This is a genomic window from Streptomyces sp. NPDC025721 (assembly GCF_055558595.1).
Genome location: NZ_JBVHMF010000004.1, coordinates 209,045 through 235,342, shown reverse-complemented (window position 1 = coordinate 235,342; position 26,298 = coordinate 209,045). Strand labels below are relative to the sequence as shown.

The window sequence follows — 26,298 nt, the reverse complement described above, 5'->3', positions numbered from 1 at the left end:
CGGTCGGGCGGCCGGACCGCTCCGGCGTTCGTACGTCCTGCCGGGGGCCGGTCCGCTTCCCACTGTCGGTCGCTTCCACGCGTTCAGCCAGGGCTGAGCCCACCCAGGGGTTGCCGTCCCCTGGCTGCGGCCTGGCCCCGCCGGGCGCGGGGAGTGACGATGGAGGGGTGAATCTTCCCGAGCTGGCGGCGTTCCTGAAGACCCGGCGCGACCGGATACGGCCGGACGCCGTGGGGCTGCCCGCCGGGCCGCGGCGGCGGGTGCCGGGGCTGCGCCGCGAGGAGGTCGCCCAGCTCGCCGGGCTCTCCGCGGACTACTACACCGAGCTGGAGCGGGGCCGCGGCGCCCAGCCCTCGGCCCAGACGCTGGCCGCGCTGGCCAGGGCGCTGCGGCTGACCACGGACGAGCGCGACCACCTGTTCCACCTCGCCGAGCGGCCCGTGCCCCCCTCCGCGCACGGCTCGGCCGCCCCCGTACAGCCCGCGCTGCTGGGCCTGCTCGACCGGCTGACCACCACCCCCGCCCAGGTCATCTCAGACCTGCACGAGACGCTGGCGCAGAACGAGCCGGCCGCCGCGCTCCTCGGCCGTCCACCCGCCGTACGCGGCCCCGCCCGCAGCTTCGTCTTCCGCTGGTTCACCGATCCGCGGGCGCGCGGCATCTACCCGCCCGAGGACCACCCGCACCACTCGCGGGTCTTCGTCTCCGACCTCCAGGCGGTCGCGGGCCAGCGCGGCCGGGACACCGAGGTCGCGCGGATGGTCGCCCATCTGCGGCGCGAGAGCGCCGAATTCGCCGCTCTGTGGGACGCCCACGACGTGGCCTTCCGCCGCACCGACCACAAGCGGATCGTCCATCCGTCGCTGGGCGTCATCGAGTTGGACTGCCACTGCCTGTTCAGCGAGGACGGCCGGCAGCGGCTGCTCTGGTTCAGCGCCGCCCCCGGCACCGAGGGCGCGGAGCAACTGGAGCTGCTCTCGGTCATCGGCACGCAGGACATGACGGCGCGGTAGGGCGGGACGCGGCAGAGCGCGGGGTGCGAGGCACGGCAGGGCGCGGCAGGACGTGGGGCGCGGCAGGGCGCGCGGACGCCCTCGGCACGGCGGCGGCGTCCCCTTCGCACGGACCGCACGGGTCTCGGCTGCCCGCGAACTCCTCCCAGCTCAGAGGGCGTTCGGCGGGCCGCTAGCGCCGGGGCAGCTGATTCGCATGGGAGTCATGTGGTTGTTGCGCGGTGTTCATCGGGGGTTCTCGGACGGTGACGACCGGCCGCCTACTGTGATCGGGAGAGCTGGCAGGCAGAAAGGGAACTGTGGTGAAACCGACACAGGATCTTCCTGACGCACTGTCAGGCGGTGAGGTCTCCGGCGAGGCGGGCGGCTTAACCGGCCCTTCCGTCGCGGGCGGTGAACTGGCCGCCGCCCGGCTGCGCGGCGAACGCGAGGCGCTACTGCGGTACGTGGCGAAGCTGCTCGCCCCCGACCTGCGGCACGCCGAGGACGTCGTGCAGGAGACCCTGCTGCGGGCGTGGCTGAGGGCCGATCAACTGGACTGGCAGGAAAGACCGATCAGGCCCTGGCTGTTCAGGATCGCGCACAATCTGGCCGTCGACACCTGGCGCAAGGACCGCGCGATACCCGTCGGCAGCGCGGCCGACGTCCGCCCCGACACCGCCGACTGGGACGACCTCGCCGACCGCGTGGTGGACCGGCGGTGGCTGCAACAGGCCATGCGGCGACTGCCCTACGCGCACCACGAGGTACTGGTGCACGTGCACATCTACGGACGCGGCAGCGAAGAGGTCGCCGACGTCCTCGGGATACCCCGCGGGACCGTCAAGTCCCGTACCCACCACGCGATCCGCTCGCTGCGCCGCGAGCTGGGTGTGCTGGAGAACGAGGAGACGGCCGCATGACCCGTCCGCAACCGGCCGTCGTCGAGCTGGCGGGCGGGCCCCTCCAGGTGTTCACCGACCACCGGGGCGCCATCTGCACGGTGCTGGGCGTCCTCGGCCTGGTCATCGCCGTGCTGGTCCTCACCAACCGGTCGGTCCGCCGGATCGGCGGATGGCGCGTGGTGCGCCGCTGGGCGCGCCGCGAGAGCCGCCTCACCGCGAACGCCTTCACCGCGCCGCTGCGCGGGTGGGTCCGCTACCGGCGACAACTCCGGCTGCTGGGACGCCTGTTGGACGACCCCGGCGTCTGGCGGACCGGGGAGCGCGCGCTGCGCGCCGCCCATGCCGCCGTCCCCGACCGCTGCCGCCCGTACGGCGTGCTGGTCGGTGACGGGACCGACGACGGTCTCGTCGGGGTCCTCGTCGCGGGCCGGGACGTCCCCGAACCGCCGCCGCCGTGGGTCGCCGACGACCGCGACCCGCGCGTGTGGTGGAGCGCGTACGAGGAGTGGCACGACCTCCAACCCGCCGGACTCGCGGGCCGGTTGGCCCTCGGGGACGGCGCCGGCTGGGAGCAGGGGCCGGTCGCACCGCCCGTACTGATCGCGGCCGTCGGCGTCGAGGGGGACCGCGCGGTCTTCCTCGACCTCGCCTCGGGCGCGCCGGTCACCGCGCTGGACGGTGACGAACGCGTCGCGCGCCCGCTCGTCCACGCGCTCGCCGCCCAGCTCGACCGGCGGCTGCCGCCCGGCGCCGTCACCGTCGCCGACGGCGTGCACCCCCGGCACGCGGGGCCGCCCGTCGCCCAGGCGCTGCGCGACGCCGCCCGGTGGAGCGACACCCACGAAGGCCCCGCCTTCGTGGTCTGCCAGGGCCCGCTCCCCGACGCCGCCGCCGACCTCGCGGGCGCCGCGGGACCGCGCGTGCTGGCGTACGGCAGGACGCACGGCCGCGCCCGGCTGCTGGACGTGGACCGCGACGGACTGCTCACCGTGCACGGCACACCGCTGCGGGTCCGGGCGACCTCCGTGCCGCGCGCGGTGGCCGCCGCGATCCGGTCGTTGCCGCCGTACGAACCGCCGCCGCTGGCCGCGCCCGTCCGCGCCCCGGCACCGCACGCGCACGTCGAACGGGCCGAGGAGCCGGGCACGGTGGGCGTCTCCGCGGTGTCCGCCGCGAGCGCGCCGTCCACAGAATTCGCGCGGGGCGTCGGCCACGCCCAGGTGACGCCCCGTCAACGCAGCGGTGGCGAAGCCGAGTCGGGCCCGGTCGGCGTCTCGGCGTCGGCCGCCGCCGGGCCCGGATCCGTCGCGACCCCGCCAGCGGGACGCGCCCGCACCGGACCCGCCGCCGGTGAGTCCGCGGGCGGAGCCGGGACACCCGACGCCGAGTCCGTGGGCTCGGGAGCCGTGACCACCGCGCCCGCCCCGCGCGGCGACTGACCGCCGACCGACCGTTGACCGCCGCCCCCGGCCGCCCCCACCACCCCGGTTGGACATCGTGAAGCTGACTCTCACCACCGTCGACGCCGTCGGCACCACCGCGGGCGCCGTGCACCGCGACCACCTGCTGGAACTCCCCGACGGCTGCACCGTGGGCGACCTGGCCGAGGCGCTGGGCGTCCGGGCCGACGGCACACCCGCCACCGCGGGCCGCCCCGGCGCGCCCGTGGCGGACCCGGCACGCCCCGACGGCCCGGCGGACCCCGACGCGGGCCCCGCCCTCCACCTCGGCGCCGCACCGCTCGCCCCCGAGGCCCCGATCCGCGACAGCGGCATCCGCGAGGGCAGCGTGCTCGGCGTCGGCGGCACCCCGCCCGACCCCGACCCGCTCGCGGGCCGCGTCCAGCCCGCGCCCGGCGAACCCGTGCTCGCCGAGGTGCACAGTGTCTCGGGCCCCGGCGCGGGCCGCAGTTGGCAGCTCGCGCAGGGCAGTTACGAGATCGGCACGGACGCCCGCTGCGCGATCCGGGTCCGCGGCGCCGACGCGCCCGAGTACGGACTGTGGGTGACGATCGCCGCGGACGGCAGCGCGTACTGGCACCGCGAGCGCGCCGAGGACCGGATCGACGGCGGCTCCGTACGGCTCTGCGTCCCCGTCCCGCCCTCCGACGTCGACCCGCTGACCGGCACCGCGCCCGACCGGACCACACCCGAGGAGCGGATGGACGCGGCGCGCGCCGTGGACGAGGCGGAGAAGGCGGCGCGGGCCGCGCGGAAGGCGGCCAGGAAGGCGGCGCGCGGACCGGCCGCCGACCCCCGTACCGTCGCGGCCCGTACGCCCGCGCAGGCCGACACCACCGCCCCCCGTGAGGCCGACCACCGCACCGCGTGGCCGGTGGACGTCGACCTCGCCGTCGGCACGACGCTGCTGCGCATGGTCGCCCCCGTGGAGGCGGACGCCGCGGTCGCCGACTCCGCCGACGGCATCGGCGTCGACTTCAACCGGCCGCCGCGCATCGCGCCGTACCTGGACGCCGAGTCGCTGCGCCTGCCGTCCCCGCCGGGACAGCGCGTCCGCGTGCCGTTCCCGCTGCTGATGATGTTCGCGCCGGTCGTGCTCGGCCTGGTCATGGTCGGCATCTTCCACTCGTACTTCTACCTGGTGTTCATCCTCTTCACGCCGCTGATGGCGATCTCCAACTGGGTGATGGGCCGCCGCAACAACCACAAGACGCACGTGGAGTCGCGCCGCCGCTACCGGGCCCGCCGCCGCGTGGTGGAGCGGGAGATCCGCGCGGCCGTCGTACGCGAGCGCCGGGTGCGCTGCGACACCGGACCCGACCCGGCGGCCCTCGGCCTGATCGCCACCGGACCCGGCAGCCGGCTGTGGGAACGCCGCCGCCGCGACCCCGACCACCTCGTGCTGCGGGTCGGCACCGTCGACATGCCGTCGGTGAAGGCGATCGAGGACCCGGCGCAGGACGAGAACCACCGCACCGTGCGCTGGAATCTGCCCGACATCCCGATCGGCGTGGAGATCACCGAACTCGGCGTCGTCGGCGTCGCGGGCACCGCCGCGCCCGTCCAGGCGCTGGCCCGCTGGTGCGTGGCCCAGTCCGCGGTCCTGCACAGTCCGCGCGACCTGCGGATCGTCGTGCTCACCGAGCCGTCCCGTGCGCAGGAGTGGGGCTGGGTGCGATGGCTGCCGCACCTGCGGCCGTACTCGCCCAACGGACCGGTCGTGGCCATCGGCAACGACCCGGAGAGCGTCGCCAACCGCGTCTCGGAACTGGTCTCGCAGATCCAGGCACGGCAGCGGGCGCTCGGCTCGTCCATCGGACGCGCGATGTTCACCGCGCCCGACATCCTCGTGATCGCCGACAGCGCACGGCAGTTGCGCGACGTGCCGGGCATGGTGCAGATCCTCACCGAGGGTCCGCCGGTCCGTGTCTTCAGCCTCTGCCTCGACGAGCAGGAACGGCTGCTGCCCGAGGAGTGCGGCGCGGTCGTCACCGTCTCCGGCACCGGTCTGACGGTCCGCAGGACCGGACTGCCCGAAGTCACCGGCGTACGGCCCGACCTGGTCGCCTCCGCCTGGTGCGAGCGGGTGGCCAGGGCGCTCGCGCCGCTGCGCGACGTCAGCCCGGACAACGACAGCGGACTGCCCGACGAGGTACGGCTGCTGGACCTGCTCGGCCAGGAACCCCCGGACGCGCGGGCGCTGGTGGACCGCTGGACCAGGCGCCCGGCGACCACCACCTTCGTACTGGGCACCGGATACGACGGGCCGATGTCGCTGGACCTGGTACGCGACGGGCCGCACGGCCTGGTCGCCGGGACCACCGGATCCGGCAAGTCCGAACTCCTCCAGTCCTTCGTCGCCTCCCTCGCCGCGGGCAACCGCCCCGACGAACTCACCTTCGTACTGGTTGACTACAAGGGCGGCAGCGCCTTCCGCGAGTGCGCCAACCTGCCGCACACCCTCGGCATGGTCACCGACCTCGACGCGCACCTCGTCCAGCGCGCCCTGGACTCGCTCGCCGCCGAACTGCGGCGCAGGGAACGGATCCTGGCCGAGCACGACGCCAAGGACCACCCCGAGTACCGGGCCAAGCGCGCCGCCGCCGCTGCCTCCGCCATTGGCCCGCAACTCCCGCCGCTGCCGAGGCTGCTGCTGGTCATCGACGAATTCGCCACGCTGGTGCGCGAGGTGCCGGACTTCGTCACCGGGCTGATCAGCATCGCCCAGCGCGGCCGGTCGCTCGGCATCCACCTCATCCTCGCCACGCAGCGCCCGGCGGGCGCGGTCACCGCGGACATCAAGGCCAACACCAACCTGCGGATCGCGCTGCGCGTCACCGACATGGTCGAGAGCCAGGACATCATCGACACCGGCGACGCCGTACACATCTCGCCGAGCACCCCGGGACGCGCGCTGGTCCGCTACGGACACCGCTCGGCCGTCCCATTCCAGTCCGCGTGGGTCGGCGCGGAACGCCCCGCCGAAGAGAGCGAGGACCCGGACGGCCGGCCGCGCCCCGCGCTCGCCCGCCCCAAGGTCCACGCCGCGGAACTGTCCTGGACCCGGCTCGGCCGCCCCGCCGCCCCGCCCGCGGGCGACGACGACACCCCGCAGGAGCAGGGGCCGCTCGCGCCCACCGACCTCCAGGTCCTGGTGGCGGCGCTGCGCGAGGCCGCCGACCTGCTCGACGACTACGAGCCGCAGCCCAGCCCGTGGCTGCCCGCCCTGGAGCCGAAGGTGCTGCTGGAGGAGCTGCCCGCGGTCGAACGCCCCGGCGCCACCGGCCTGAAGACGCTCCCGCCGCCGTTCCCGTACGCCCTGGAGGACATCCCGCAGCTCCAGGAACGCCGGGTCGCCACCGTGGACCTGGCCACCTTCGGGCACCTCTACGTGATCGGCGCCCCGCGCTCGGGCCGCACCCAGGCGCTGCGCACCATCGCGGGCTCCGCCGCGCGCACCGCCCGCCTCAGCGACCTGCACATCTACGGGATCGACGCGGCGGGCGGCGGACTGGCCGCCGTGGCCGCGCTGCCGCACTGCGGAGCCGTGGTGTCCCGGCACGACTTCGAGCACCTGGAACGCCTCCTCGGCCGCCTGGTAAGGGAGTTGACCGAACGTCAGGAGGCGTGCTCGGCGCGGAGCTGCTCCGGGCTCAACGAACTGCGCGACCTGCTGCCGGAGGCGGAACGGCCCGCGCACATCCTGCTGCTCGTGGACGGCTGGGACGCGCTGTCCCCGCTGATCGACGACTACGACAACGGGCGGCTGCTCGGCGACATCACCCGCCTGCTGCGCGAGGGCGCGGCCGCGGGCATCCACGTCGTCGCCACCTCGGAACGCTCCCTAATCGCGGGCCGGATCGCCGCCCACAACGACCACAAGCTGCTGCTGCGGCAGGCCGACCGCAGCGACTACAACCTCATCGGCATGCTGCCCAGCCAGGTCCCCGCGTCCGTCCCCGACGGCCGCGGCTGGCACATCGTCAGCCGCACCGAGACGCAGATCGCGCTCCTCGACGCCGACGACAGCGGCCAGGGCCAGGTCGAGGCGCTGCGCGGGATCGGCGCCGCGGCCACCCGGCGCGCGGTGAACGTCCCCGACGACCGGCGCCCGTTCCCGGTCGCACCGCTGCCCGCGGTGGCCGACTTCTCCGAGGTCTACGAGAAGGTGCCCGCCAATCTGCGCCGCCCGATGTGGGGCCTGCTGGGCGTCGGCGGCGACGGCGCGGGCGCGGTCGGCGTGGACTTCGCGCAGGGCGCGCCGTCCTTCCTCGTCGCCGGGCCGCCCGGCTCCGGGCGCAGCAACACCCTTGCCTGCCTGGCCGTTTCGCTGCTCGCGGGCGGCACCTCGCTGGTGGTGCTGACCCCGCGCGAGTCGCCGCTGCGGGCGCTCGCCCGGCACCCGCAGGTCCGGCTGCTGACCGAGCCCGACCCGTCCGCCGACACCGTGCGCGAAGCGCTGGACGCGATGGCGGGACCGCGCGTGGTCATCGTGGACGACGCCGACCTGGTCGCGATGGGCGGCGCGGAGAAGATCCTCAAGGACATCGTGGTCTCCGGAAGGGAACGCGGCATCGGCCTGCTCGCCGCCGGTCCCGCCGACTCCCTCTCGCTGGGCCTGGGCAGTTGGCTCACCGCGGCCAAGCGGTCCCGGCGCGGCCTGGTCCTCGCCCCGCGCAACATGTCCGACGGCGACCTGATCGGCGCCCGGCTGTCCATCAGCGCCGTACGGTCGCACGCCCGCGCGGGCCGCGCCTGGACCTCGGGCCCCGGCGTCACGGCGCTCACCGTGCAGGTCCCGGTCACCACGCTCAAGACGTCCTGAAACGCACAAGCGCCGGGCTCCCGTACCAACGGGAAGCCCGGCGCGGGTGCGTGACGGGCCGTCAGCCGTTGGCGGCGTCGCGGATCTTCTTCGCCAGGTCGGCGTCGTTGTCCGCCATCGACTGCTTGATGCCGCGGAACTGCTCCGCGAAGTCCTTGATGCCCTTCACCGCGAGCAGCAGGCTGGAGTTGAACTTCTCATACGACTCCTTCAGCGCCGCGCTGGACTGCTCGAAGACCATGCCGTCGTCCAGCAGGTTGTTCACGTCGGTGCGGAGCTGGTTGAGCATCGGGACGATGTTCTCGTTGGCGGTGTCCAGCTTGGACGAAGTGGTCTCGATCTTCTCGTAGTCGAGGGAGATGTTGGGCATCGCGGGTGTGCTCCTCGCGGGTTGACGGGCCGGGTTGACGGGCCGGGTTGACGGGCAGGTTGACGGCGCTAGTAGCCGATGTAGTCGTAACTGGGGTCGGGTTCTTCCTCGCTGTCCACCACGCCGTCGCCGTCCTCGTCGCCGACGAGCTTCCACTCCGCGCCCGCCCCGGTGCGCGTGTAGTCGCTCTCCTTGCCGTCACCGTCGGTGACGGCCATGGTGCCGCTGCCGTCCTCGTTGATGTGGACGTCGGAGTGCGCCTTGCTGCCGTCGGCGTAGACGGTGTCCGTGATGTACGACCGGTGGTCGTCCTGGTACGTGGTGGTCGAGGTGTACGTCTGACCCGCGCCGGTGGTGACGGTGGTCTTCTCCGTGACGACGTTGTAGTCGTCGTCCAGGGTCAGTTGGGTGTGTACGGTGCCGCCGTCCGCGGTGGTCAGCGTCTTGTCGGTGGGCGGCGCGCCGGGGTCGGTGGGCTCGGGCCCCGGGTCGGACGCCGAGCAGTACGCCGGGGCGGTCTCGCCCGGCGCGACCTCGCAGGAGTCCGGATTCGCCTGGTACTGCTCCCACAGGTCGTGGTCCTTGACCCACTGGTCGTGGCCCAGCCACGCCTTGTGCTTGGCGACCCAGTCGCTCAGGCCCATGTCGGCGCTCATGATGCCCGCGCCCTCGGCGATCTGCGCGTCCATGTTGAAGAAGCCGTCGGCCACCGCCCCGAAGGTGTCCCCGAGTTGCCGCAGGTCGTCCTCGGCCTTCTCCATCGGGTGCTTGGAGCGGTAGTACAGCGTGCTGAAGGCGGCGGTGAGCTGGGCGTCGCCGAAAACGTCCTGCGCGTCGCCCGAGTCGTCGTTGCCGAGCGTGGCGTAGTCGCTGTTCTTGAGCGTCGGCCCGATCTTGTCGGCCAGCTCGTGCAGGTCGTTGCGGGCGGTGTGCAGAACGGTGTAGTCGAGCGCGAAGTCGACCAATGCCATCTCCTCCTTACGGGCGCCGGGCGCCGGGGGCCGCCGGGGTCACCGGAACCAGCCGGTCCGACATGTTCACGTACCAGCGGTCCCCGCGGTTCACCCAGGTCCGGGACGTGGGTCCGGGACTTCCCGCAGTGAACCGCCGGGGCTCCTTGTACGTGAGACATGCGGCAGAACTTCGCGGCACACGGCGGTACGGCAGGAGAGGACCCGGAATGCCACGCCCCACGGACTGGGACGCGCTCGGTGTGAGCGGCGACCCCACGCCCGGCGACCCGGTGCGGATCCACACCGTGGCGACCTCGATCGGCGACCTGGGCAGGACCGCCCGGGAGATCGACACCGCGATGGAGACGGTCCTCAACAAGACCGGGCCTGAGGCGTTCTCGGGCGAGACCGCCGAGGCGCTGCGGGACCAGATCAGCGGGCGGCTGCGCGGCTTCGTACAGAGCATCGCCGAGGCGTTCGAGTGGTCGAGCACCGCCCTGACCACGTACGCGGACGCCATGTCGACCGCGCAGAGCAAGGCGGACGCGGCGCTCGACCAGGGGCGCGGGCTGGCCAAGGACGACCCGAATCTGGAGACGCTGGCGAGCACCGCGCGCGACGCGGGTCAGACGCAGAAGGACGCGGCGAGCGCCGCCACCACCACGCTGCGCAAGGCGTCGGGCAACATCAAGTCGCCGGTGTCCGGCTGCGCGGAGTTCTGGGAGATCTTCCAGTGGATCGCCATCGCGCTGATCCTGCCCGCGCTGATCTTCGGCGGTCCGATCGCGCTGGTCGCGATGGCGGTCAACCTCACCATCTTCATCAAGACCGCGGTGGACTTCGCGCAGGGCAAGGTCGGCGCGCTCGACCTGTTCCTGTCCGCGCTCGGCATGATCGCGCCCACCACCCGCGCCGTGCCGATCTTCTCGCTGATCGCGAAGGGCTTCAAACTCGGCTGGCAGGCCATCAAGGCGGGCGGCATCGCTACCCTGACCTTCCTCAAGGACATGATGACCGGCATCGCCAAGCCGTTCGTCGCGCTGCCCTCGTTCAGTGAACTCGCCCACCTGACCGGGAGCTGGACCAAGGCGGGCGGGCTGTGGCTGTCGGGCGTCGGCAAGGGCCTCGGCCAACTCGGCGCCAACGCCTTCAAGGTCGGCTCGCTCACCGTCCTCACCGGCATCAAGGGAATTCCCGCCTTCTTCAAGGGAGTTCCGGAATTCGTCACCAACTTCGGCAAGGGCAGTGCGACGTTCTTCAAGAACGAGTTCGGCGGCGCGAAGTGGCTGCGGGTGTTCCTGCCCGCCGAGGGCGACGAGATCGGGAAGTTCGGCGTCTTCGGCGCCATGAAGATCGCGCTCGTCGACCGCGGTGTGTTCGGCAAGTTCAAGTACGGCGCGGCGGACATCGTACGGCCCGGCGTGCAGGCCGTCGGCAGCGGCGTCAGCCACCTGCCGACGCCGGAGTTCGGCGGCGCGGGCCACTCGGCGCCCGGCCTGTTCATCCCCGACCCGCCCAAGCTCAGCCTCGACCTCGGGCCCAAATTCAGCGACTCGATCACCTTCAGCTTCCAGGCGATCATGGGCAAGGACGCGCTGCTTGACACCCCGATCACCGAACTGTCCTCGATGCACCTGGGCGAGTGGGCGAACGTCACGCACACCCCGACCGGGATCACCTTCGACGTCGGCGCAGGGGTGCACGCGCTGCCGCCGCCCGCCGCCGCGATCCTGGCTCCGCCGCCGCCGATCCACATCTCCACCACCGGCATCAACACCGCGGGCATCGGCGCGACCGGCGTGCACGCCCAGGTCGGCGCGCCCTCCTTCCACGTGCCGGGCATCGGCGCCAACGCCGTCCCCAGCCACATCGTCACGCAGGCCACCGACCTGGTCGTGCCGCCGCAGACCGTGGTCTCCTCGATCGGGGTCCCGCACATCACCCCGGCGGCCGTCGTGACCACCCCGCCCGCCGGGACCGTGCACGCCTTCACCCCGACCACCCCGGTGACCAGTGCCCATCTGACGAACCCGGCCGCGGCGATCGCCACCCCGCCGCCCGCCTCGGCCGTCAACGTCAATGTGAGCGTGGCGGGCGCGGTCTCGATGCCGCCGCCCGCCGCCACCGCCGGTTTCGCCCCCACGGTGCCCGCGCCCGCCCTGCCGCACCTGGCCACCAACGGCGCGGTGAACTTCCACGCGGCGACCGTGCCGGTCACCGGGCACGTCCCCGCGACCTTCACCGGCGGCGTCACCCACGTGGTCACCGACATCCACACCGGCGGCTCCTTCAACGCGCTCGACCTGCTGCACACCCCGAACCCGGTCGCCGTGCACGCCTTGGCGCCGACCCCCAACGCGCTCATCACCGGCACCGCCGCGAACATCGCCAACAGCCACACGATGGCGACGCTCGCCCAGCACATCTCGGTGGACCTCGGCCCGGTCCACACCGTCGGGCACAGCGCGAGCGACCTCACCCCGCCGCCGACCACCGCGCTGACCGCGACCCCGCCGCCCGCGTCGGTCGTCTCCGCCCCGCCGCCCGCGAGCGTCACCCACATGCCGCCGCCCGCCGCCGTCGCCGCGGTCCCGCCGTCCGCCGCGGTCACGCACATGCCGCCGCCCGTGGCCGTCACCCACATGCCGGGTACGCCCGCGGTGACCACCTTCGACCTCGGCGGTACGGGCGCGGGGGCGGGCAAGGGCAAGGGGCCCGAAGTCCTCACGGCCAACGGCAGCGGAAGCGGCGCGGCGGGCGTGGACCTCCCGCCCGCGCACCGCTTCGACGCCGCGATGGACCTGCTCGACAACGGCTCACTCGGCCGCCCCTCGCCGCTGCCGCACCCCGCGTCCGGCCACGGCACAGCTGGCCACGGCGCTTCGGGCCACGGGGTTTCGGGCCACGGCGCGGACGGCCCGGCCTTCGCCGGCACCGCCGTGCCGGGACTCGGCGACAAGGCGTTCGCGGGCGCCCCTGCGCGTTTCCCAGAACCGGCCCACGTCCCCGAACCGGCCCCCGCTCCCGAACCGGCGCCCGTGCCCGCCGCGCCCCCGCACACGACCGGTGACGTACGGCTCGGCGGACCGCCGCCGCGGCTGACCGCCAAGGAACTGGACCGGGCGTGGTCGGCCGACAGCGAGCGGATCGGCGCGCTGTTCGGCCCGGCGACCGACCCGTCACGGCCGCTGCGCTTCGACGCCTGGGGCGACTTCGTCCTGGCACGCCACGACCTCGGCCGCCTCGAACAGCACCTGGACGACCTGCGCGCGATGCCCGGCGGGCCCTCCAGCGGCGAATCCCGCGCCGTCACCGAGATCAGGACCCAACTGGCCGCCGCCCAGCAGCAGTTCAACGTCGCGGTACGCGGCCTGCGCGAGCACGGCATCAACCCGGCCGCGATGGACCAGCACATCACCGACCTCAACCTCCAGTCGCTGCGCGAGCGGCCCCGGCTCCTCGGCGGCGCGGTGCCGCCGCCCGTCATCCGGGTCGAGGGCGCCGAAGGCGGGCGTCTCATCGAGGAGTCGGTGCCGCTGAGCGGCCCGACCGGCCTGCCGCACGGCCTCAGTGTCAGCATCGGCTACCACGTCAACGGCGTGGACATCAGGCTCCTCGACGGCGCGGGCAACGACCTCACCGCCACCACCCACCAGGTCGTCCAGGTCAACGGCGGCGGACTGTCCGTCCACGACGTGAACACCGGCATCCGGCAGACCTTCGACTCGCACGGATCGCTGCGCGCCGAGACCGTCCCGCTGCGCGGCCCGCAGGCGCCGCTCGGCACCGGCGTCTCCGTCACCTTCGACCGGACGGGCGCGGCCACCCACCACCTGGTCACCGGCGGCGCCGTGGACGCGGGCGCCACCGTCACCCGGCTGCCCGTACCCGGCGACGGCTTCCGCGTCGACCGCGCCGCGACACCCGGCACGTCCGCCACGTACCAGCTCTTCGACTCCGGCGGCCTGCACCTCGCGGACGGCCACGGGCTCCACACCGGCACCGGAGCCCCGCACTTCGTGGAATTCCCCGCGCCCGGCCGGGGCGGCGGCGCACAGCTCCTCGACGCCAACGGCGCGCCCGTGCACGGCTTCACGCCGGTCCGCGAGACCGACGCGACCGGCGCCACCGTCGCCGTGCGGATCGACCGCAACGGCGCGGACGGCGCCTTCGTCCGCCACGACATCACCGGCGGGCAGGCCGTGGAGACCGGTACGCCGCTGCGGCTGCCCGGCGGCGCGGCGGACGGGCGGCTCGTGGTGCGCCCGGTGGGCGGCGGCGCCCCGCACATCGAACTGGCGGGCGGCGTCAGGCCCGGCGGCGTCCAGGTCTTCGACCACGCGGGAGGCGGCCTGCGCGTCGAACGGCCCGGTGCCGCGGGACAGGCCATGACGTACCAGCGCTTCGGCCCCGACCACGTGCTGGCCGGGGACGGCCGCCAACTCCTGGGCGCGGACGGCCGACCGAGCGGCGCCGTGGACTTCCCCGTCGGCGGCGGCGCGGCCGGGCACCTGGACGGCGCGTGGCAGCCGGTGCCGCACCACGCGGTACGCGTCGACCTCGACCCGGCCACCGGCAACCCCGCCACGATCCGCGTCACCGACACCGGCCGCGGCGACTACTGGACGCACGACCACGCGGGCGGCCACCTCGGCGATCACGCCGTGATGCTGCACGGCCCCGGCGGCGCGCCCCTGCACGAATTCGGCGTCACCCGCCATCCGGCGCCCGGCACCATGGGCGCCGCCCAGCGGCTCGCGATCGACGCCAACGGCGTACCGCTGCCGCACTTCGCGCCGCACGGCGACGGCTGGCGCGTCACGGACCGCACGGCGGGCGTACGCGGCGGCGAGTACCGGCAGTTCGGCGCGGACGGCGGCATCCACCAGCAGGCGATCAACGTCACGCGCGACGGCGTCCGCGTGCCGGGACAGCGGTTCGTCCTCACCTTCACGCCGAACGCGAAGACCTGGCAGCTCATGGACACCGTCGCGGACGCCCCCTTCACGGGCGCCGGGCGCGGCCTGCTGCACTCCGGGACGGTCGACGTGGCCACCGACGCGGGCCACGTCAAGCTGGTCGCCAAGCCCGGCAAGAGCGCCGTGGAGGTCTTCGAACGCCGGCCGCTGGCGACCGGCGGCTTCCTCGACTCCCTCCGCCGTACCGACGCGAGCGGCTTCGGCAGGCTCTCCGGCCAGAACACCCGCTGGACGCACACCGATAACGCGGGCAACGTCACCAACTGGGGCCTGCGCAACGTCGGGACGCTGGACGGCAAGGCGTGGCGGGGCATCGACCACCACGGCACCCTGGTCCACGAGTTCCGCACCGGCATCGACGGCGGCGGCGTCCTCGGCGTCCGCGACGGCGCGGGCGACTGGTCGTGGGTGCGCTACGACGCCCACCACCGGCCGGTGCTCGGCGGCAGGCGCACGATGGACGCCGACGGCGGCTGGACCGACCATCTGCGGCTCGGCGGCGACGACATCGTCGTGCAGCGCCAGTGGGGCCCCGCGCACCTGCCGCAGTCCCACGCCAACCACTACCGCGAGGCCGTGCTCGACCCGGCCAACGGGCACCTGCCCAAGACGGTCACCATCGACCCCAACGGGGCGAATGCCACGAGGCAGTTGTGGAAGGAGCAGTCGGAGCACGGCAAGCCGGCCGGAGCCCTGGAGAAGCTGCCGGACAACCAACTCCTGGAAGTCCGGCGCTGGTCCGAGCAGCGCCCGCCGCAGTGGGTTCGCAAGCATCTCATCGGCATCGGCGACGCCGTGTGGGACACGCACGGCTTCCTCAAGGGCGACACCCGCTTCCAGATGTCGAAGTGGACCAGGACGGATCTGGCGACCGGCGCCGAGACCCACGGCTTCCGCTTCACCGCCATGAACGACAACGTGCTGGACATCGCGGCGGACGGCACCTTGACGCGCGGCACGTTCAAGCTGGACCACGGCAACACCCTCACCGTCGGCGACTCCGTCACGCTGCCCGCGGGCGTCGCCCCCGTCGCCCACCGGATGCCGTGGACCGAGGGGGCGGGGAAGCTCTCCGGCTACCGGATCGAGACGCCCGGCGCGCCCGGCGGCCGGATCTGGGAGGACCACTTCAAGGTCGACCACAACGGGGCCTTCACCGGCGGCGACTGGTACGGCGCGGACGCCGCCCCGACCCGGGTGGCGCGCGCGGGCTACGCGGACGGCACCGTCGTGGAGTTCCAGCCGGTCCCGGCCGCCGGGACCGTCCTGGACGGCGGCCCGGGCGTGCGGGCGGGCGCCTTCGAGGGCAACGGCGGCCCGGCCCTGACCAAGAACGTGCACGGCGCGCCCATCGGCGACGTACGGACCTGGCCCGGCGCCGACCTGCGGCCCGGCCACGGACACGGCCCGACGACCGTCACCACCACCGCGCCGCGCTCCCGGCACTGGGACTGGTCGGGCTACAACGGCCGGACCGACACCCGCCATTGGGCCTGGGACGGACTCGACGGCGCGGGCAACCGCACCACCGGATTCACCGAGTTCGGCCGCGGCTTCAACGGCGCCACACCGTTCGACGACTCCTTCCGCGCGTATCTCCGCACCGACAACGGCCCGGTGGCGATCCGCGGCCGGGACATGCTCGGCGGCGGCGAGCACGTGGACTCCTGGCGCGTCACCAACCCCGACGGCAGCCACCAGTGGCGCTGGGCGAAGTACGACGCGTTCGGCAACGCCGTGGACTTCCACGGCGTCGGCACCCGCCAGTGGTGGAATCCGCGCGCGGGCGGCGGGGCCGGCGCGTACGTGGACGACTGGTTCACCGGCGCCCGGTTCTTCCGCGACCGGGTCGACCTCGGCGGCGGCGCCGCGCCGATCACCGTCCGCGAGGTGCCCACCACCAGCACCACGGGACGCGTGCGCGAGTACCTGCCCGACGGCGCCCGCCTCGGCCCCGGCGCCCCCAACCCCGTGAACCTGAACGTCTGGAAGGAGTTCGACCACAACGCGGCCGTCGTGGAGAGCAAGGTCGTCGGCACCAACCAGATCCTGACCACCGACGCCTGGCGCGGCCAGTGGGTACGGCACGACGGCAACGGCGTCATCCACGCCCAGGGCTCCGACAGCGGCTACATCTTCGAGGCGGACACCTTCGGACGCCTCCAACTCACCGGACGCGGCGTCGACTTCCGCGGCCCGGCGGCCGAATTGCGCGGCTGGGGACGGCGGCTGCGCGAGCCCAACCGCATGCAGTGGAAGACCGACCTCAGCGGCCTGGACATCTCCCGGATCGGCGACGGCCTCTACCAGCCGCAGTGGAAGCTGGTCATGGAGAAGGCCGCCATCGAACTCTTCCAGGAATTCGTCCTGGAGTTCACCGCGAATCTCGCCGTCAACGCGATCGTCGCGGACATCCAGAACAGGCCGTTCTCCGGGAAGGACGCGCTCAAGGCGTTCGCGAACGCGAGCGTCAGCGCGGGCATCAAGACCGCCGTCGGCAGCCTCGTCCACGACAACAAGATCAGCGGGTTGCAGCGCACCGGCGACTGGCGCAACGGCCTGGCCAACACCGACAGCGGAAAGCCCTGGTACCGCAAGCCGATGAACCACGACAAGCACTGGTCCAACGAGTGGGCGGGCAACGAGGCGCCCACCCGCTGGCGCGGCGGCATGTACGACTTCGGCTACAACGCGGGCACCTCCACGCTCGCCGCGTGGGTCAACGGCAGCATGAACGCCTCGGTGTTCGGCATCACCGACGCCAATGGCGACACCGTCTACCTCAGCGGCGGAGCCGCGGCCCTGGACGGTCTGATCAACGCCGTCTCCGGCATGACCGGCGCGGTCAGCGTCGGCGCCATGAAGAACCTGTTCATCATGGGCGGCGGCAGCCGGCTCTTCCATCGGCAGGGCTTCGCCGAGTTCTTCCTCCAGTTCGGCTGGAAGCTCCCCGAGAAGGTCTTCACCTCCCAGCTCACCAACTGGTACCGCGCCGCCATCAACCCCTGGTGGTACCAGGGCGGTTACGGCGACACCGGCACCGCCGAGACCGGCACCGGCACCTCCGACACCAGCGGGGAGCCGCAACCGTGACCACCGAGCGTACGACCGCCCACACCGTCCACGTCGCCGCCAAGGGACGCGGCGCCCACCGTACGATCGCCGCCGCCGTACGCGCCGCCCGGCCCGGCGCGACCGTCCTGGTGGAGCCCGGCGAGTACCGGGAGTCGCTGACCGTGGACCGGCCGGTGGTGCTGCGCGCCGAACACGGCGCGGGCAGCGTCACGCTGTACCCGGCGGCCGAGGGAACGCCCGCGCTGACCGTGGCCGACGCGCACTGCGCGGTGCACGGATTCACCCTGCGCGGCGCCGGCCCCGGAGAGGCGGCGGTCCGGGTGACCGACGGTTCGACGCTGGCGCTGCACGACTGCGTGGTCCTCGGCGGCCGGGTCGAGGTGACGGGCACGGACGCCGACGACGGCTCCCAAGGGATGCACGGAACAGGGGAGTTGGCTGTCCCCGACCCCGACGGCCTGGACTTCGACGCCGACCCCGACCCCGATCCGGCCCCGACCCGCGAACGGGGACCCGCGCTGCTCCTGCTGCGCTGCCGGATCGCGGGCGCGGGCGGCGCGGGTCTGCACCTGTCGGGCACCGCCCGCGCCCGCGCCGACGACCTGCGGATCGAGGCCGTCGACGGCACCGCGGTCGTCCTGTCCGGCACCGCCCGGCTCTCCGCCGAGCGGCTGCGCGTACGCGACTGCACCGGCACGGGCCTGCGGATCCGGGGCCGGGCCGCCGCCGCACTGGTGGACTGCGCGCTGGAAGGGACCGGCGGCAGCGGACTGCTCGTCGAGGACGAGGCGGCGCTCGTCGCGGGCGACACCCGCGTCACCGGCGCGGGCGCGGTCGGCATCCGCCTCACCGGCTCCGCCACCGCCGAGATCGCCGACTGCCGGATCACCGGCTCCGTCACCAGCGGTCTCGTCGCCCAGGACGCCGCGCGGCTGGCCGCCACCGGCTGCGCGGTCACCGACTCCCGCGCCAACGGCCTGCTGGTCCTCGGCGCCGCCACGGCCCGCCTCGCCGACTGCGCGATCTCCGGCACCGGCTACAGCGCCGTCCACCTCGCCGACGCCGCCCAAGCCGCCCTGCTCGACTGCCGGATACGCGACAGCGCCGAGCACGGCCTGCACGCCGTCGGCACCGCGCACGCCGACCTCACCGAATGCGGCCTGTCCCGTATCGCCATGACCGGCCTGCACACCGCGCAGACCGCGACCCTCACCGCCCGCGGCTGCCGCCTCACCGACACCGCGACCGGAGTGCACGCCGTCTCCGCCGCGGGCACCGAGTTGGAGCACTGCACAGTGCTGCGCGCCGCGAAGACCGGTGTCGAGGTCGGCGCGGGCGGCGGCGTACGGCTCTCCCACGTGCGGGTCGTCGCCGCGGGAGCGGCCGGGATCGTGGTCGACTCCGGCGGCACCGCGCGGGTCGACGGCGGCTCCGTCGAAAGCAGCGCCGGCTCCGCGATCGTCGTGTGGACCGGCGCGTTCCCCGAGGTCAGCGGGGTCTTCATCGACGCGCCCGCGAAGAACGGCATCTACCTCGCCGAGGACGCGGGCGGCACCTTCACCTCCTGCGAGGTCGCGGGCGCGGGCTTCCCCGCCCTCCACGTGGCACGCGGCGCCGCCCCGGTCTTCCGCCGCTGCCGGGTCCGCGACTGCGCCGAGGATCTGGGCCAGGACGAGGGAGCGCGGCCCGCCTTCGAGGACTGCGTCTCCTACGACGTACGGCGGCCGACGATTCCGCAGCTCGGCGGGGGAGCGGCGGGCCGGGCCGCGGGCCTGCCCGCGTCGCCGTCCGGGACGGCCCCGCCCGGCGCACCCGGTGACGACGGACCGGACCCGGACGCGCCGGAGGAGGATCTGGACGACCTGCTCGCCGAACTCCACTCGCTGGTCGGCCTCGACGGCGTCAAGGGCGATGTCGGCTCGCTGGTCAAGCTGATGCGGACGGTACGGCGACGGCAGGAGGCCGGGCTGCCCGCGCCGCCGCTCAGCCGCCACCTGGTCTTCGCGGGCAACCCCGGCACCGGCAAGACCACCGTCGCCCGGCTCTACGGCCGTCTGCTCAAGGCGCTCGGCCTGCTGCGCCGCGGCCACCTGATCGAGGTCGACCGCAGCGCGCTGGTCGGCGAGTACGTCGGCCACACCGGGCCGCGTACCACCGCAGCCTTCCAACAGGCCCTGGGCGGCGTGCTGTTCATCGACGAGGCGTACGCGCTGTCGCCGCTGCACAGCGGCAACGACTTCGGCACCGAGGCCGTCTCGACGCTCGTCAAGCTCATGGAGGACCACCGCGACGACATCGTGGTGATCGCCGCGGGCTACCCCACCGAGATGGACCGCTTCGTCTCCTCCAACCCGGGCCTGTCCTCCCGCTTCAGCCGCACCCTGCACTTCGTGGACTACGACGCGGCGGAACTCGTCTCGATCGTGGAGCACCAGGCGGCCGAGCACCGCTACGAACTCACCGAGAAGGCCCGCGCGGAACTGAGCGGCTTCTTCGACCGGATGCCGCGCGGCGAGGGCTTCGGCAACGGCCGCTCCGCGCGCCAGGTGTTCCAGGAGATGACGGAACGTCAGGCGCAACGCGTCGCGGAACTGGCCGATCCGCGCGCCGAGGACCTGGTCGCCCTCGAAGCCGACGACTTGCCGCCGCAGTCCGTGGCCCTGTCCGCGGCACCCGCCGTCGCCCGCCCCGTCCTCAGACTCTGAGGAGACGCCGAGGCCCCGGCCCCGAGCGAACACCCCGGCCCCGAGCGAACACCCCGCCCCCGCGCCCGACATCCCCCCGGAGACCCCCCGTGCCGACGCCCGACCTCCCGCCGCCCGCCCTGGACAAGCCCGCGTCCGCGCCGCCGCCCGCCGCCTCGGACTTCTCCGCCACCTTCGCCGAGCACGCCTCCGTGCCCCGCCGCGGCCTGGTGCCCGGCGTGCGCGTGTGGGGCACGATCGGCGGCGCGGCGGCGGTGACGGCCGTCTGCGTGCTCGTCGTCCCGCTGCTCGGCGCTCTCGGCGGCGACAACGGCGGGGACGGCGGCCGTACGTCGGACACGGTGGTCGCCGCCGCGCGGACCCAGTCGCCGAGCGCGACGCCGTCGAGCACCGCCACCACCCCCGAGGCGGCGGTGACCACGACGAGCCCGCCGCCGACGACCAGGCCGCCCGCGGCCAAGCACGCCGCCGCCCCGCCCGCCGGGAACTCCAGCGGTTCCGGCGGTTCGGGGGGCTCGGCCGGATCAGGGGGCGGAGCCCCGCGCACCCGGGCCACGAAGAAGGCCACGAGCCCGGCGACCAGGCAGACCGCCAAGCCGCCGGCGAAGGCGACCAAGGCCGCCGCGCCGCCCGCTCCGGCCAGGGTCGGCGACTTCCTGGTCAGCGGCGGGTCGGGCAAGTGCCTGAACGCCTCGGCCGGTTCGGACGGCACCCACCTGCAACTGTGGACCTGCAACGGCAACGTCAACGAGCAGTGGACCTTCGCCTCCGACGGCACGATCCGCAGCAAGGGCCTGTGCATGGACGCCGCTTGGGGCAGCACGGACGACGGGACGATCGTCCAGATCGCCTATTGCAGCGGCAATCCGGCGCAGCAGTTCACGCTGAGCGGCGGCGTGATCCGCGGCGACCAGTCGGGCCTGTGCGTCGACGTATGGATGGCCGCGACCTCCGACGGCACTCCGATCAAGCTCCACCCGTGCAACGGCGGCAGCAACCAGGCGTGGAAACGCAAAAGTTGACGGTCGACGGCCCCGAACTACGGGCCCGTGCGGGCGTGCGGTGTCGGCGCGGCGGCAGCGGGGGCCGCGGCGCGACAGGGTGATACACCGTCAGATCACCCTGCCGTGCCGGAACTCCCGCTGCCGCCGGTGCCGGAGGGCGTCCAGCCGTTCCGGCGCCAGCGACGACGGATGGCGGGCCTCCTTGACCAGGAAGTGCGGGTGCCGCTTGGTCTCGTAGGAGATCCGGCCGATGTACTCGCCGATCAGGCCGGGCATCACCATCTGGACGCCGCCCAGGCCCACGACGATGGCGACCAGGGTGACACAACCGGGCGCGTCGACCCCGGTGACCAGCGCGTCCACCGTGACCCCGGCCGCGGAGAGCACGCCGAGCACGGCACGGGTCCGCGCGTCGAAGCGGTCGATGACCGCCTCCTCGTCGTCACAGGGCACGACGACCGAGAGCTTCGTCATGCGCGCCTCCCGGGGCGACGGAGACCGAGGGCGGTTCCGCGGAGCGCGGACCCGTCCAAGAGCCCGTCTCGCGTGGGGCGTTGGGGGAAGAGCCGTCGTGCGAGGGTGCGTCCGGCGGTACCCGAGGAGCCGTCGCGCCCCGAGCGGTCGCGGAACCGGCCGCCGACGCCGACCGCGAGCAGCACGGCCAGGGCGAGGCCGGAGGCCGGGAGCCCGGCGTTCAGACCGGGTGTGCGGAACGAGCAGGAGACCCGCGAACCGCCGCCCAGATCCACGGCGATGAGGCCGCCGAGGGTGCGGGGGGCCGTCGACGCGCCGCCGTCGACCGAACAGCGCCAGCCGGTCACGGCGGGCACGGCGAGGACCGCGGTGCCGTGGCCGCCCCGGCGGAAGGCGGCCGTGATCGTGTGGCCGCCCGCCGTGACCTCGGCCGGGCCGGTGGCCCGCAGCTTCGTGACCGCGCGCCGCAGCGCGCCCTGGTCGAGGCAGCCGACCGGGAACCGGGGGATGTCCTGCGCGGTGGTGGTGCCCAGCGCCAGCCGGATCCGGCCGCTCGCGGGCACGGCGCCGAGCGGCATGATCCCGTTGGCGGCCAGGTCGTGGACGCCGACCGCCCGGTACTCGGCGCCGTTCGCGCGGACCGGGCCGGAGAACCAGGGCGCGTACAGATACGCGAGGGTGCCCGGCGCGCAGGTCGCGGTGAACGACGTCCAGGCCGCGCCCTTGGCGTTGCCCGGCAGCCGCCAGGTGCCGTTCGGCTCGGGGACGGGCCGGGGCCCGGAGGCGGGGGAGAGCAGCGGCACGCGGTAGACCCGGGCGCCGAGCACGCGCTGCTGCCGGGCGAAGACCGAGGTGTCGCGGACGGCGCCGTCGAAGGCCGCGCCGGGCCTGAGGGTGACGATCGGGGGAGCGGGCGCGGTGTGCTGGGCGACGGCGCTCGGCGCGCCGGGCACAATGCCGAGGGAACTGCTCACTCCCATGATCGCCCGGCCCACCGGGTCGTCGAGGCCGTAGATGTGACGGCCCCTCATGGTCCAGGCGGAGCCGAGGGCCTGGAGGGTGGCCGCGGTCCGCGCGGGCAGATAGCTGCTGTAGTACGAGCCGCCCTCGCCGCCGAGCAGCAGCGGGTCGTTGGCGGTGTACTGGTGCGGACCGGGGTCGGTGCGGGTCGCGGGCCAGTCGTCCCGCGCGCCGACCGCCGCGTGCGCGGTCAGCGACGCGGCGCTGATCGTCTCCCTCGGCGTCCACCGGGGGTTGTCGTCCCTGATCACGCTGACGGAGAAGACGCTGTAGGCGGTGGCGAGGAAGACCGAGCAGGTCAGCGCGGCGAACACGCCGATACGTACCCGGCGGTCGGTCCGGTGGCGGGCGAGCAGCAGCAGAAGGCCGAGGACGAGGGCGCTGTCGGCGAGGATCAGGATCCACTCGCCGCGCGTGAAGTAGTGGCCGCCGCTCACCGCGGCGAGCAGGACCGCCAACGCGGCCCCGCCCGCGAGCAGTTCACGTGGGCGTGGCCTGCGGGAGAGCGCCAGCCAGGCGACCGCCACCAGCATGGACGTCAGCGCGATGGCGGCGCGGTAGGGGCTGCCGTTGGGCATGGCCAGGCCGTGCCACAGCAGGACCGTCGGCTTCCAGACGTACGACAGGGCCACCAGGACCAGCAGCCCGGTCCAGACCGCGCGTTCCCTGCCCGGCACCCGCCGCATGAAGGGGAAGGCGAGCACGAGCAGCAGCGGCAGCAGCCCGACGGAGATCCGCGGGGCGGACGGGTAGAGGCCGCCGGGCAGCAGGTGCGCGAGGTAGTCGAGGGCGGCGGGCGGCGTGTAGTCCTGGGGCTCGGCGGGCTGGGACGCCTTGCTGGCGGTGTAACTCACCGTCAGCACGGGCGCGGCCAGCAGCAGGCCGGTCGCGGTCGCCGCCGCGGCGCGCAGCAGTGCGCGCCAACGGTCCCGCACCGGACGGGAGTCGAGCAGCAGGCGGGCGCCGAGGACCAGACCCATGCCGAGGGTCGCCATGGCCGCGGTGTAGAAGTTCGCCGCCCAGCACAGGGTGATCACCAGCGTCGCGGGCACCCAACGGCGGCCGTGCAGACACCAGTCGTAGGCGATGCCGAGCAGCGGGAAGGACGACAGGCCCCACATCCACATGGGGTCGCCGAAGCCGTCCGAGACCGTCCAGGTGCTCACCGCGTAGCCGACCGCGAGCAGCGCGCGCAGCCACGGCGAGCCCGGCCGCAGCCTGCCGAGGCAGACCGTCATCAGGGCCGCGCCGAGTCCGATGCTCAGCACCGTGGCCGTGAAGACGGCCGCGTTGACGGCGTCGCGCGGGAAGAGCCCGACCAGCCAGGAGAACGGGTTCATCAGATACGTGAAGAAGTCGGCGAGGAAGGGGACGCCGTATCCGCTGCCCCAGTTGACGATCAGGTCGCCGGTGGCGCGGCCGTGCATCAGGTCCCACAAGTGGGCGTGGTACGGCACGAATTGGTTGCCGAGGTCGTTGACGGCCCGCGATCTCGGTCCGAACGGATACGTCCCGTGCACGGCCAGCGCCAGGCAGTAGGCACCCATGGAGACGGCCGCCGCGAGCAGCGCCGCCAGCGGTGTCGCGGCGGCCCGGAGCGCCGGGCGGCGCGGCGGACCGGCGGGCGGCGCCGCTGCGGGTGTGTCGATGGCCGCGGAGGAGGAGGTCAGCACCGTGTCCCGCTTGCTCGTATGCCTCGGATCGTCTCCCGGCGCATCCTACTACGTTCTTTGTAGTAGTTTTCGGCATCTCGTCGCTTCGTCGTCCTCCGGCGCCGACCGCCGGGGTTCATACCGCGGACGCCGTCGTACGCGACCGGCTCCGCAGCCGTCTCAGGGCCACGTCGAAGGCCCCGCGCGCGCCGGGTGCCAGGCGCAGCGCCAGCGAACCGCCCGCCGTCCGGTACGCCTGGATCAGCGCGACGCCGTACCGCCCGCAGGGGGTGACCGTGCGCCGCAGCCCCGAGTCCTGGGCGCGCGGCGCGAGCGGGGCCGTCACCGTGCCGTCGGCGTACCGCAGCCGCACCCGTACGTCCCAGGTCTGGGTGCCGCGACAGCCCGCGGCGGCGAGCCGGCCCACGTCGAGCGGGACGCTGGCGCGCCAGCGACCGCACTCGTCGTACGCCGTGGCCGTGGTGGTGACGGCGGGTTCCGCGCCGTCCCGCGCGATGACGTCGACCTCCACGGAGACCGGGCCGCCGACCGCGGCGAGGCGGCCGTACAGATCGCGGATTCGCAGCCGCAGGCGCCCGTGGCGGCCGGTGAACAGCGTGCCGTCCACCGTCAACGGCAGTGCGTCGAGCGGGAGTTGGCCGAGCCCGTCGAGCCTGACGTCGCGCAGGCCGTCCGACCAGACGGGACCGGCCGACGTCCGCGCGTACGGCGGGGCCAGTCTGGCCGGGTCCGCCGCGAGCTGCGCGAGCCGGGCCAGGTCGCGCGGGGCGTCACCGGCCAGCACCACCGCGGCGATCCAGCGGGCGGGGGCCGCCGCCGCGGCCCGCTCGGCGTCGGTGAAGGAGGCCAGGTAGGCGCGGGCCAGTCTCCACCACGCGCGCTGGTACGCGGGGTCGCGGCCGGGCAGTTCGCGGACGTACAGGCACAGGTCGTCGTCGAGGAATTTGGTGCGGCAGGCGGCGGCGAGCAGGGGGCGGCGGGCGGCGGTGAAGACGTCGACGGCCTGGCGGTGGGCGGCGACGCGGGCGGCCCAGTCGCCGATGTCCCGGCGGGCGGGCGCGACCGGCTCCCCGGCCTCGCGGCGCGCCCGCCGGACGCAGACGGTGTCGGGCACGACGGCGATCGGCGGTCCCGCCGTCAGGACGCGGGCGGTGAAGACGAAGTCCTCGTAGGCGAAGGTGCCTTCGGGGCAGCGGAGCCGGTGCCGGTCGAGGAAGGCGCGCCGGTAGAGCTTGTTGACGCACAGGGTGTCGCGCAGGAGCTCCGGATGGTCCTCGGGGGACGCGAGGACGGCGGCCTCGCGGTAGAGCGCGGGCTGCCAGCGCACCTCACGGCCGCCGGGCAGTTCGCGGCGGACGGCGACGCCGACGGTGACCGGCGTGCCGTGGGTCTCCGCGGCGGTCAGCAGCGCGCGTACGGCGCCGTCCGGCAGCACGCCGTCGCTGTCGAGGAACATCACGTACTCGGCGGTGGCGACCGCGACGCCGTCGTTGCGGGGCGTGCCGCGACCGCCGCTGTTCTCGGCGCGGTGCACGACGCGCAGCCGGGGCTCGCGGGCGGCCAGCGCGTCCAGGACGTCGGGCGTCCGGTCGCGGGAGGCGTCGTCCACCGCGACGACCTCGGTGACGGCCGCGCCCTGCGCGAGCGCGGACCGTACGGCGGCGCCGACGGTTTCCGCGTCGTCGCGGGCGATGACGACGACGCACACGCCCGGCCCTGTCATCCGCATGGCGAACGGTCCATGGCGGCCACTCCCTGTCGGCCCTCTCCCGGTCGGCGGCCCGGTGCTCCGGGACGCCGTGATGCCGGTGGTTACTACACTCCTTGTAGTAACCACCCGGAACCGGAAGCTACTACAGACCT

General features: G+C 74.1%; 11 protein-coding genes and 1 pseudogene. 7 read left to right on the top strand and 5 right to left on the bottom strand.

The features are described 5' to 3' along the window. Positions 1-167: 167 nt before the first annotated feature. From ACZ4EF_RS09055 to ACZ4EF_RS09040, 4 genes are all read left to right on the top strand, one after another. The gene (locus ACZ4EF_RS09055) at positions 168-1,013 is read left to right on the top strand and encodes a helix-turn-helix transcriptional regulator (protein WP_355341518.1); all 846 of its coding nucleotides are present in this window, start codon (positions 168-170) and stop codon (positions 1,011-1,013) included. A gap of 302 nt (positions 1,014-1,315) precedes the next feature. Further along, positions 1,316-1,915: a sigma-70 family RNA polymerase sigma factor gene (locus tag ACZ4EF_RS09050; protein WP_401308476.1), complete on the top strand. Its 600-nt coding sequence runs from the start codon at positions 1,316-1,318 to the stop codon at positions 1,913-1,915. Next, on the top strand, positions 1,912-3,336 hold the full coding sequence (locus ACZ4EF_RS09045) for a hypothetical protein (RefSeq protein WP_467503575.1): 1,425 nt from the start codon (positions 1,912-1,914) through the stop codon (positions 3,334-3,336). The genes ACZ4EF_RS09050 and ACZ4EF_RS09045 overlap by 4 nt, the downstream gene beginning before the upstream one ends. Before the next feature lie 58 nt (positions 3,337-3,394). Next, complete coding sequence (locus ACZ4EF_RS09040) at positions 3,395-8,182, top strand: FtsK/SpoIIIE domain-containing protein (RefSeq protein ID WP_467503573.1); 4,788 nt, start codon at positions 3,395-3,397, stop codon at positions 8,180-8,182. Between the two features lie 61 nt (positions 8,183-8,243). On the opposite strand, the gene ACZ4EF_RS09035 is transcribed toward ACZ4EF_RS09040, so the two are convergent. Together ACZ4EF_RS09035 and ACZ4EF_RS09030 are read right to left on the bottom strand one after the other, a co-directional pair. Beyond that, positions 8,244-8,552 (bottom strand): WXG100 family type VII secretion target, encoded by a 309-nt coding sequence (locus tag ACZ4EF_RS09035; RefSeq protein WP_188282265.1) that lies wholly within the window; start codon positions 8,550-8,552, stop codon positions 8,244-8,246. Between the two features lie 68 nt (positions 8,553-8,620). After that, positions 8,621-9,523, bottom strand: coding sequence for a hypothetical protein (locus ACZ4EF_RS09030; protein ID WP_391045924.1), 903 nt, complete (start codon positions 9,521-9,523; stop codon positions 8,621-8,623). Between the two features lie 209 nt (positions 9,524-9,732). On the opposite strand from ACZ4EF_RS09030, the gene ACZ4EF_RS09025 reads away from it, so the two are divergent. The 3 genes from ACZ4EF_RS09025 to ACZ4EF_RS09015 all read left to right on the top strand — a co-directional run bounded on the left by ACZ4EF_RS09025 (position 9,733) and on the right by ACZ4EF_RS09015 (position 21,286). After that, positions 9,733-17,577, top strand: a complete 7,845-nt coding sequence (locus tag ACZ4EF_RS09025) for a putative T7SS-secreted protein (RefSeq protein ID WP_467503570.1) — start codon at positions 9,733-9,735, stop codon at positions 17,575-17,577. Beyond that, positions 17,574-20,264 (top strand): right-handed parallel beta-helix repeat-containing protein, encoded by a 2,691-nt coding sequence (locus ACZ4EF_RS09020; protein WP_467503568.1) that lies wholly within the window; start codon positions 17,574-17,576, stop codon positions 20,262-20,264. Before ACZ4EF_RS09025 ends, ACZ4EF_RS09020 begins: the two co-directional genes overlap by 4 nt. A gap of 89 nt (positions 20,265-20,353) precedes the next feature. Next, the gene (locus ACZ4EF_RS09015) at positions 20,354-21,286 is read left to right on the top strand and encodes an RICIN domain-containing protein (RefSeq protein WP_467503566.1); all 933 of its coding nucleotides are present in this window, start codon (positions 20,354-20,356) and stop codon (positions 21,284-21,286) included. 90 nt (positions 21,287-21,376) lie between these two features. Here the strand turns inward: ACZ4EF_RS09015 and ACZ4EF_RS09010 are convergent. From ACZ4EF_RS09010 to ACZ4EF_RS09000, 3 genes and pseudogenes are all read right to left on the bottom strand, one after another. Next, positions 21,377-21,625, bottom strand: a pseudogene (locus tag ACZ4EF_RS09010) (hypothetical protein); the annotation flags it as partial. A 113-nt stretch (positions 21,626-21,738) separates the two neighbouring features. Next, positions 21,739-24,435 (bottom strand): YfhO family protein, encoded by a 2,697-nt coding sequence (locus ACZ4EF_RS09005; RefSeq protein ID WP_467503564.1) that lies wholly within the window; start codon positions 24,433-24,435, stop codon positions 21,739-21,741. Positions 24,436-24,550: 115 nt separating this feature from the next. Continuing rightward, entirely contained in the window at positions 24,551-26,164 is a 1,614-nt protein-coding gene (locus tag ACZ4EF_RS09000; protein WP_467503562.1) for a glycosyltransferase family 2 protein, read from the bottom strand. Between the last annotated feature and the right edge of the window lie 134 nt (positions 26,165-26,298).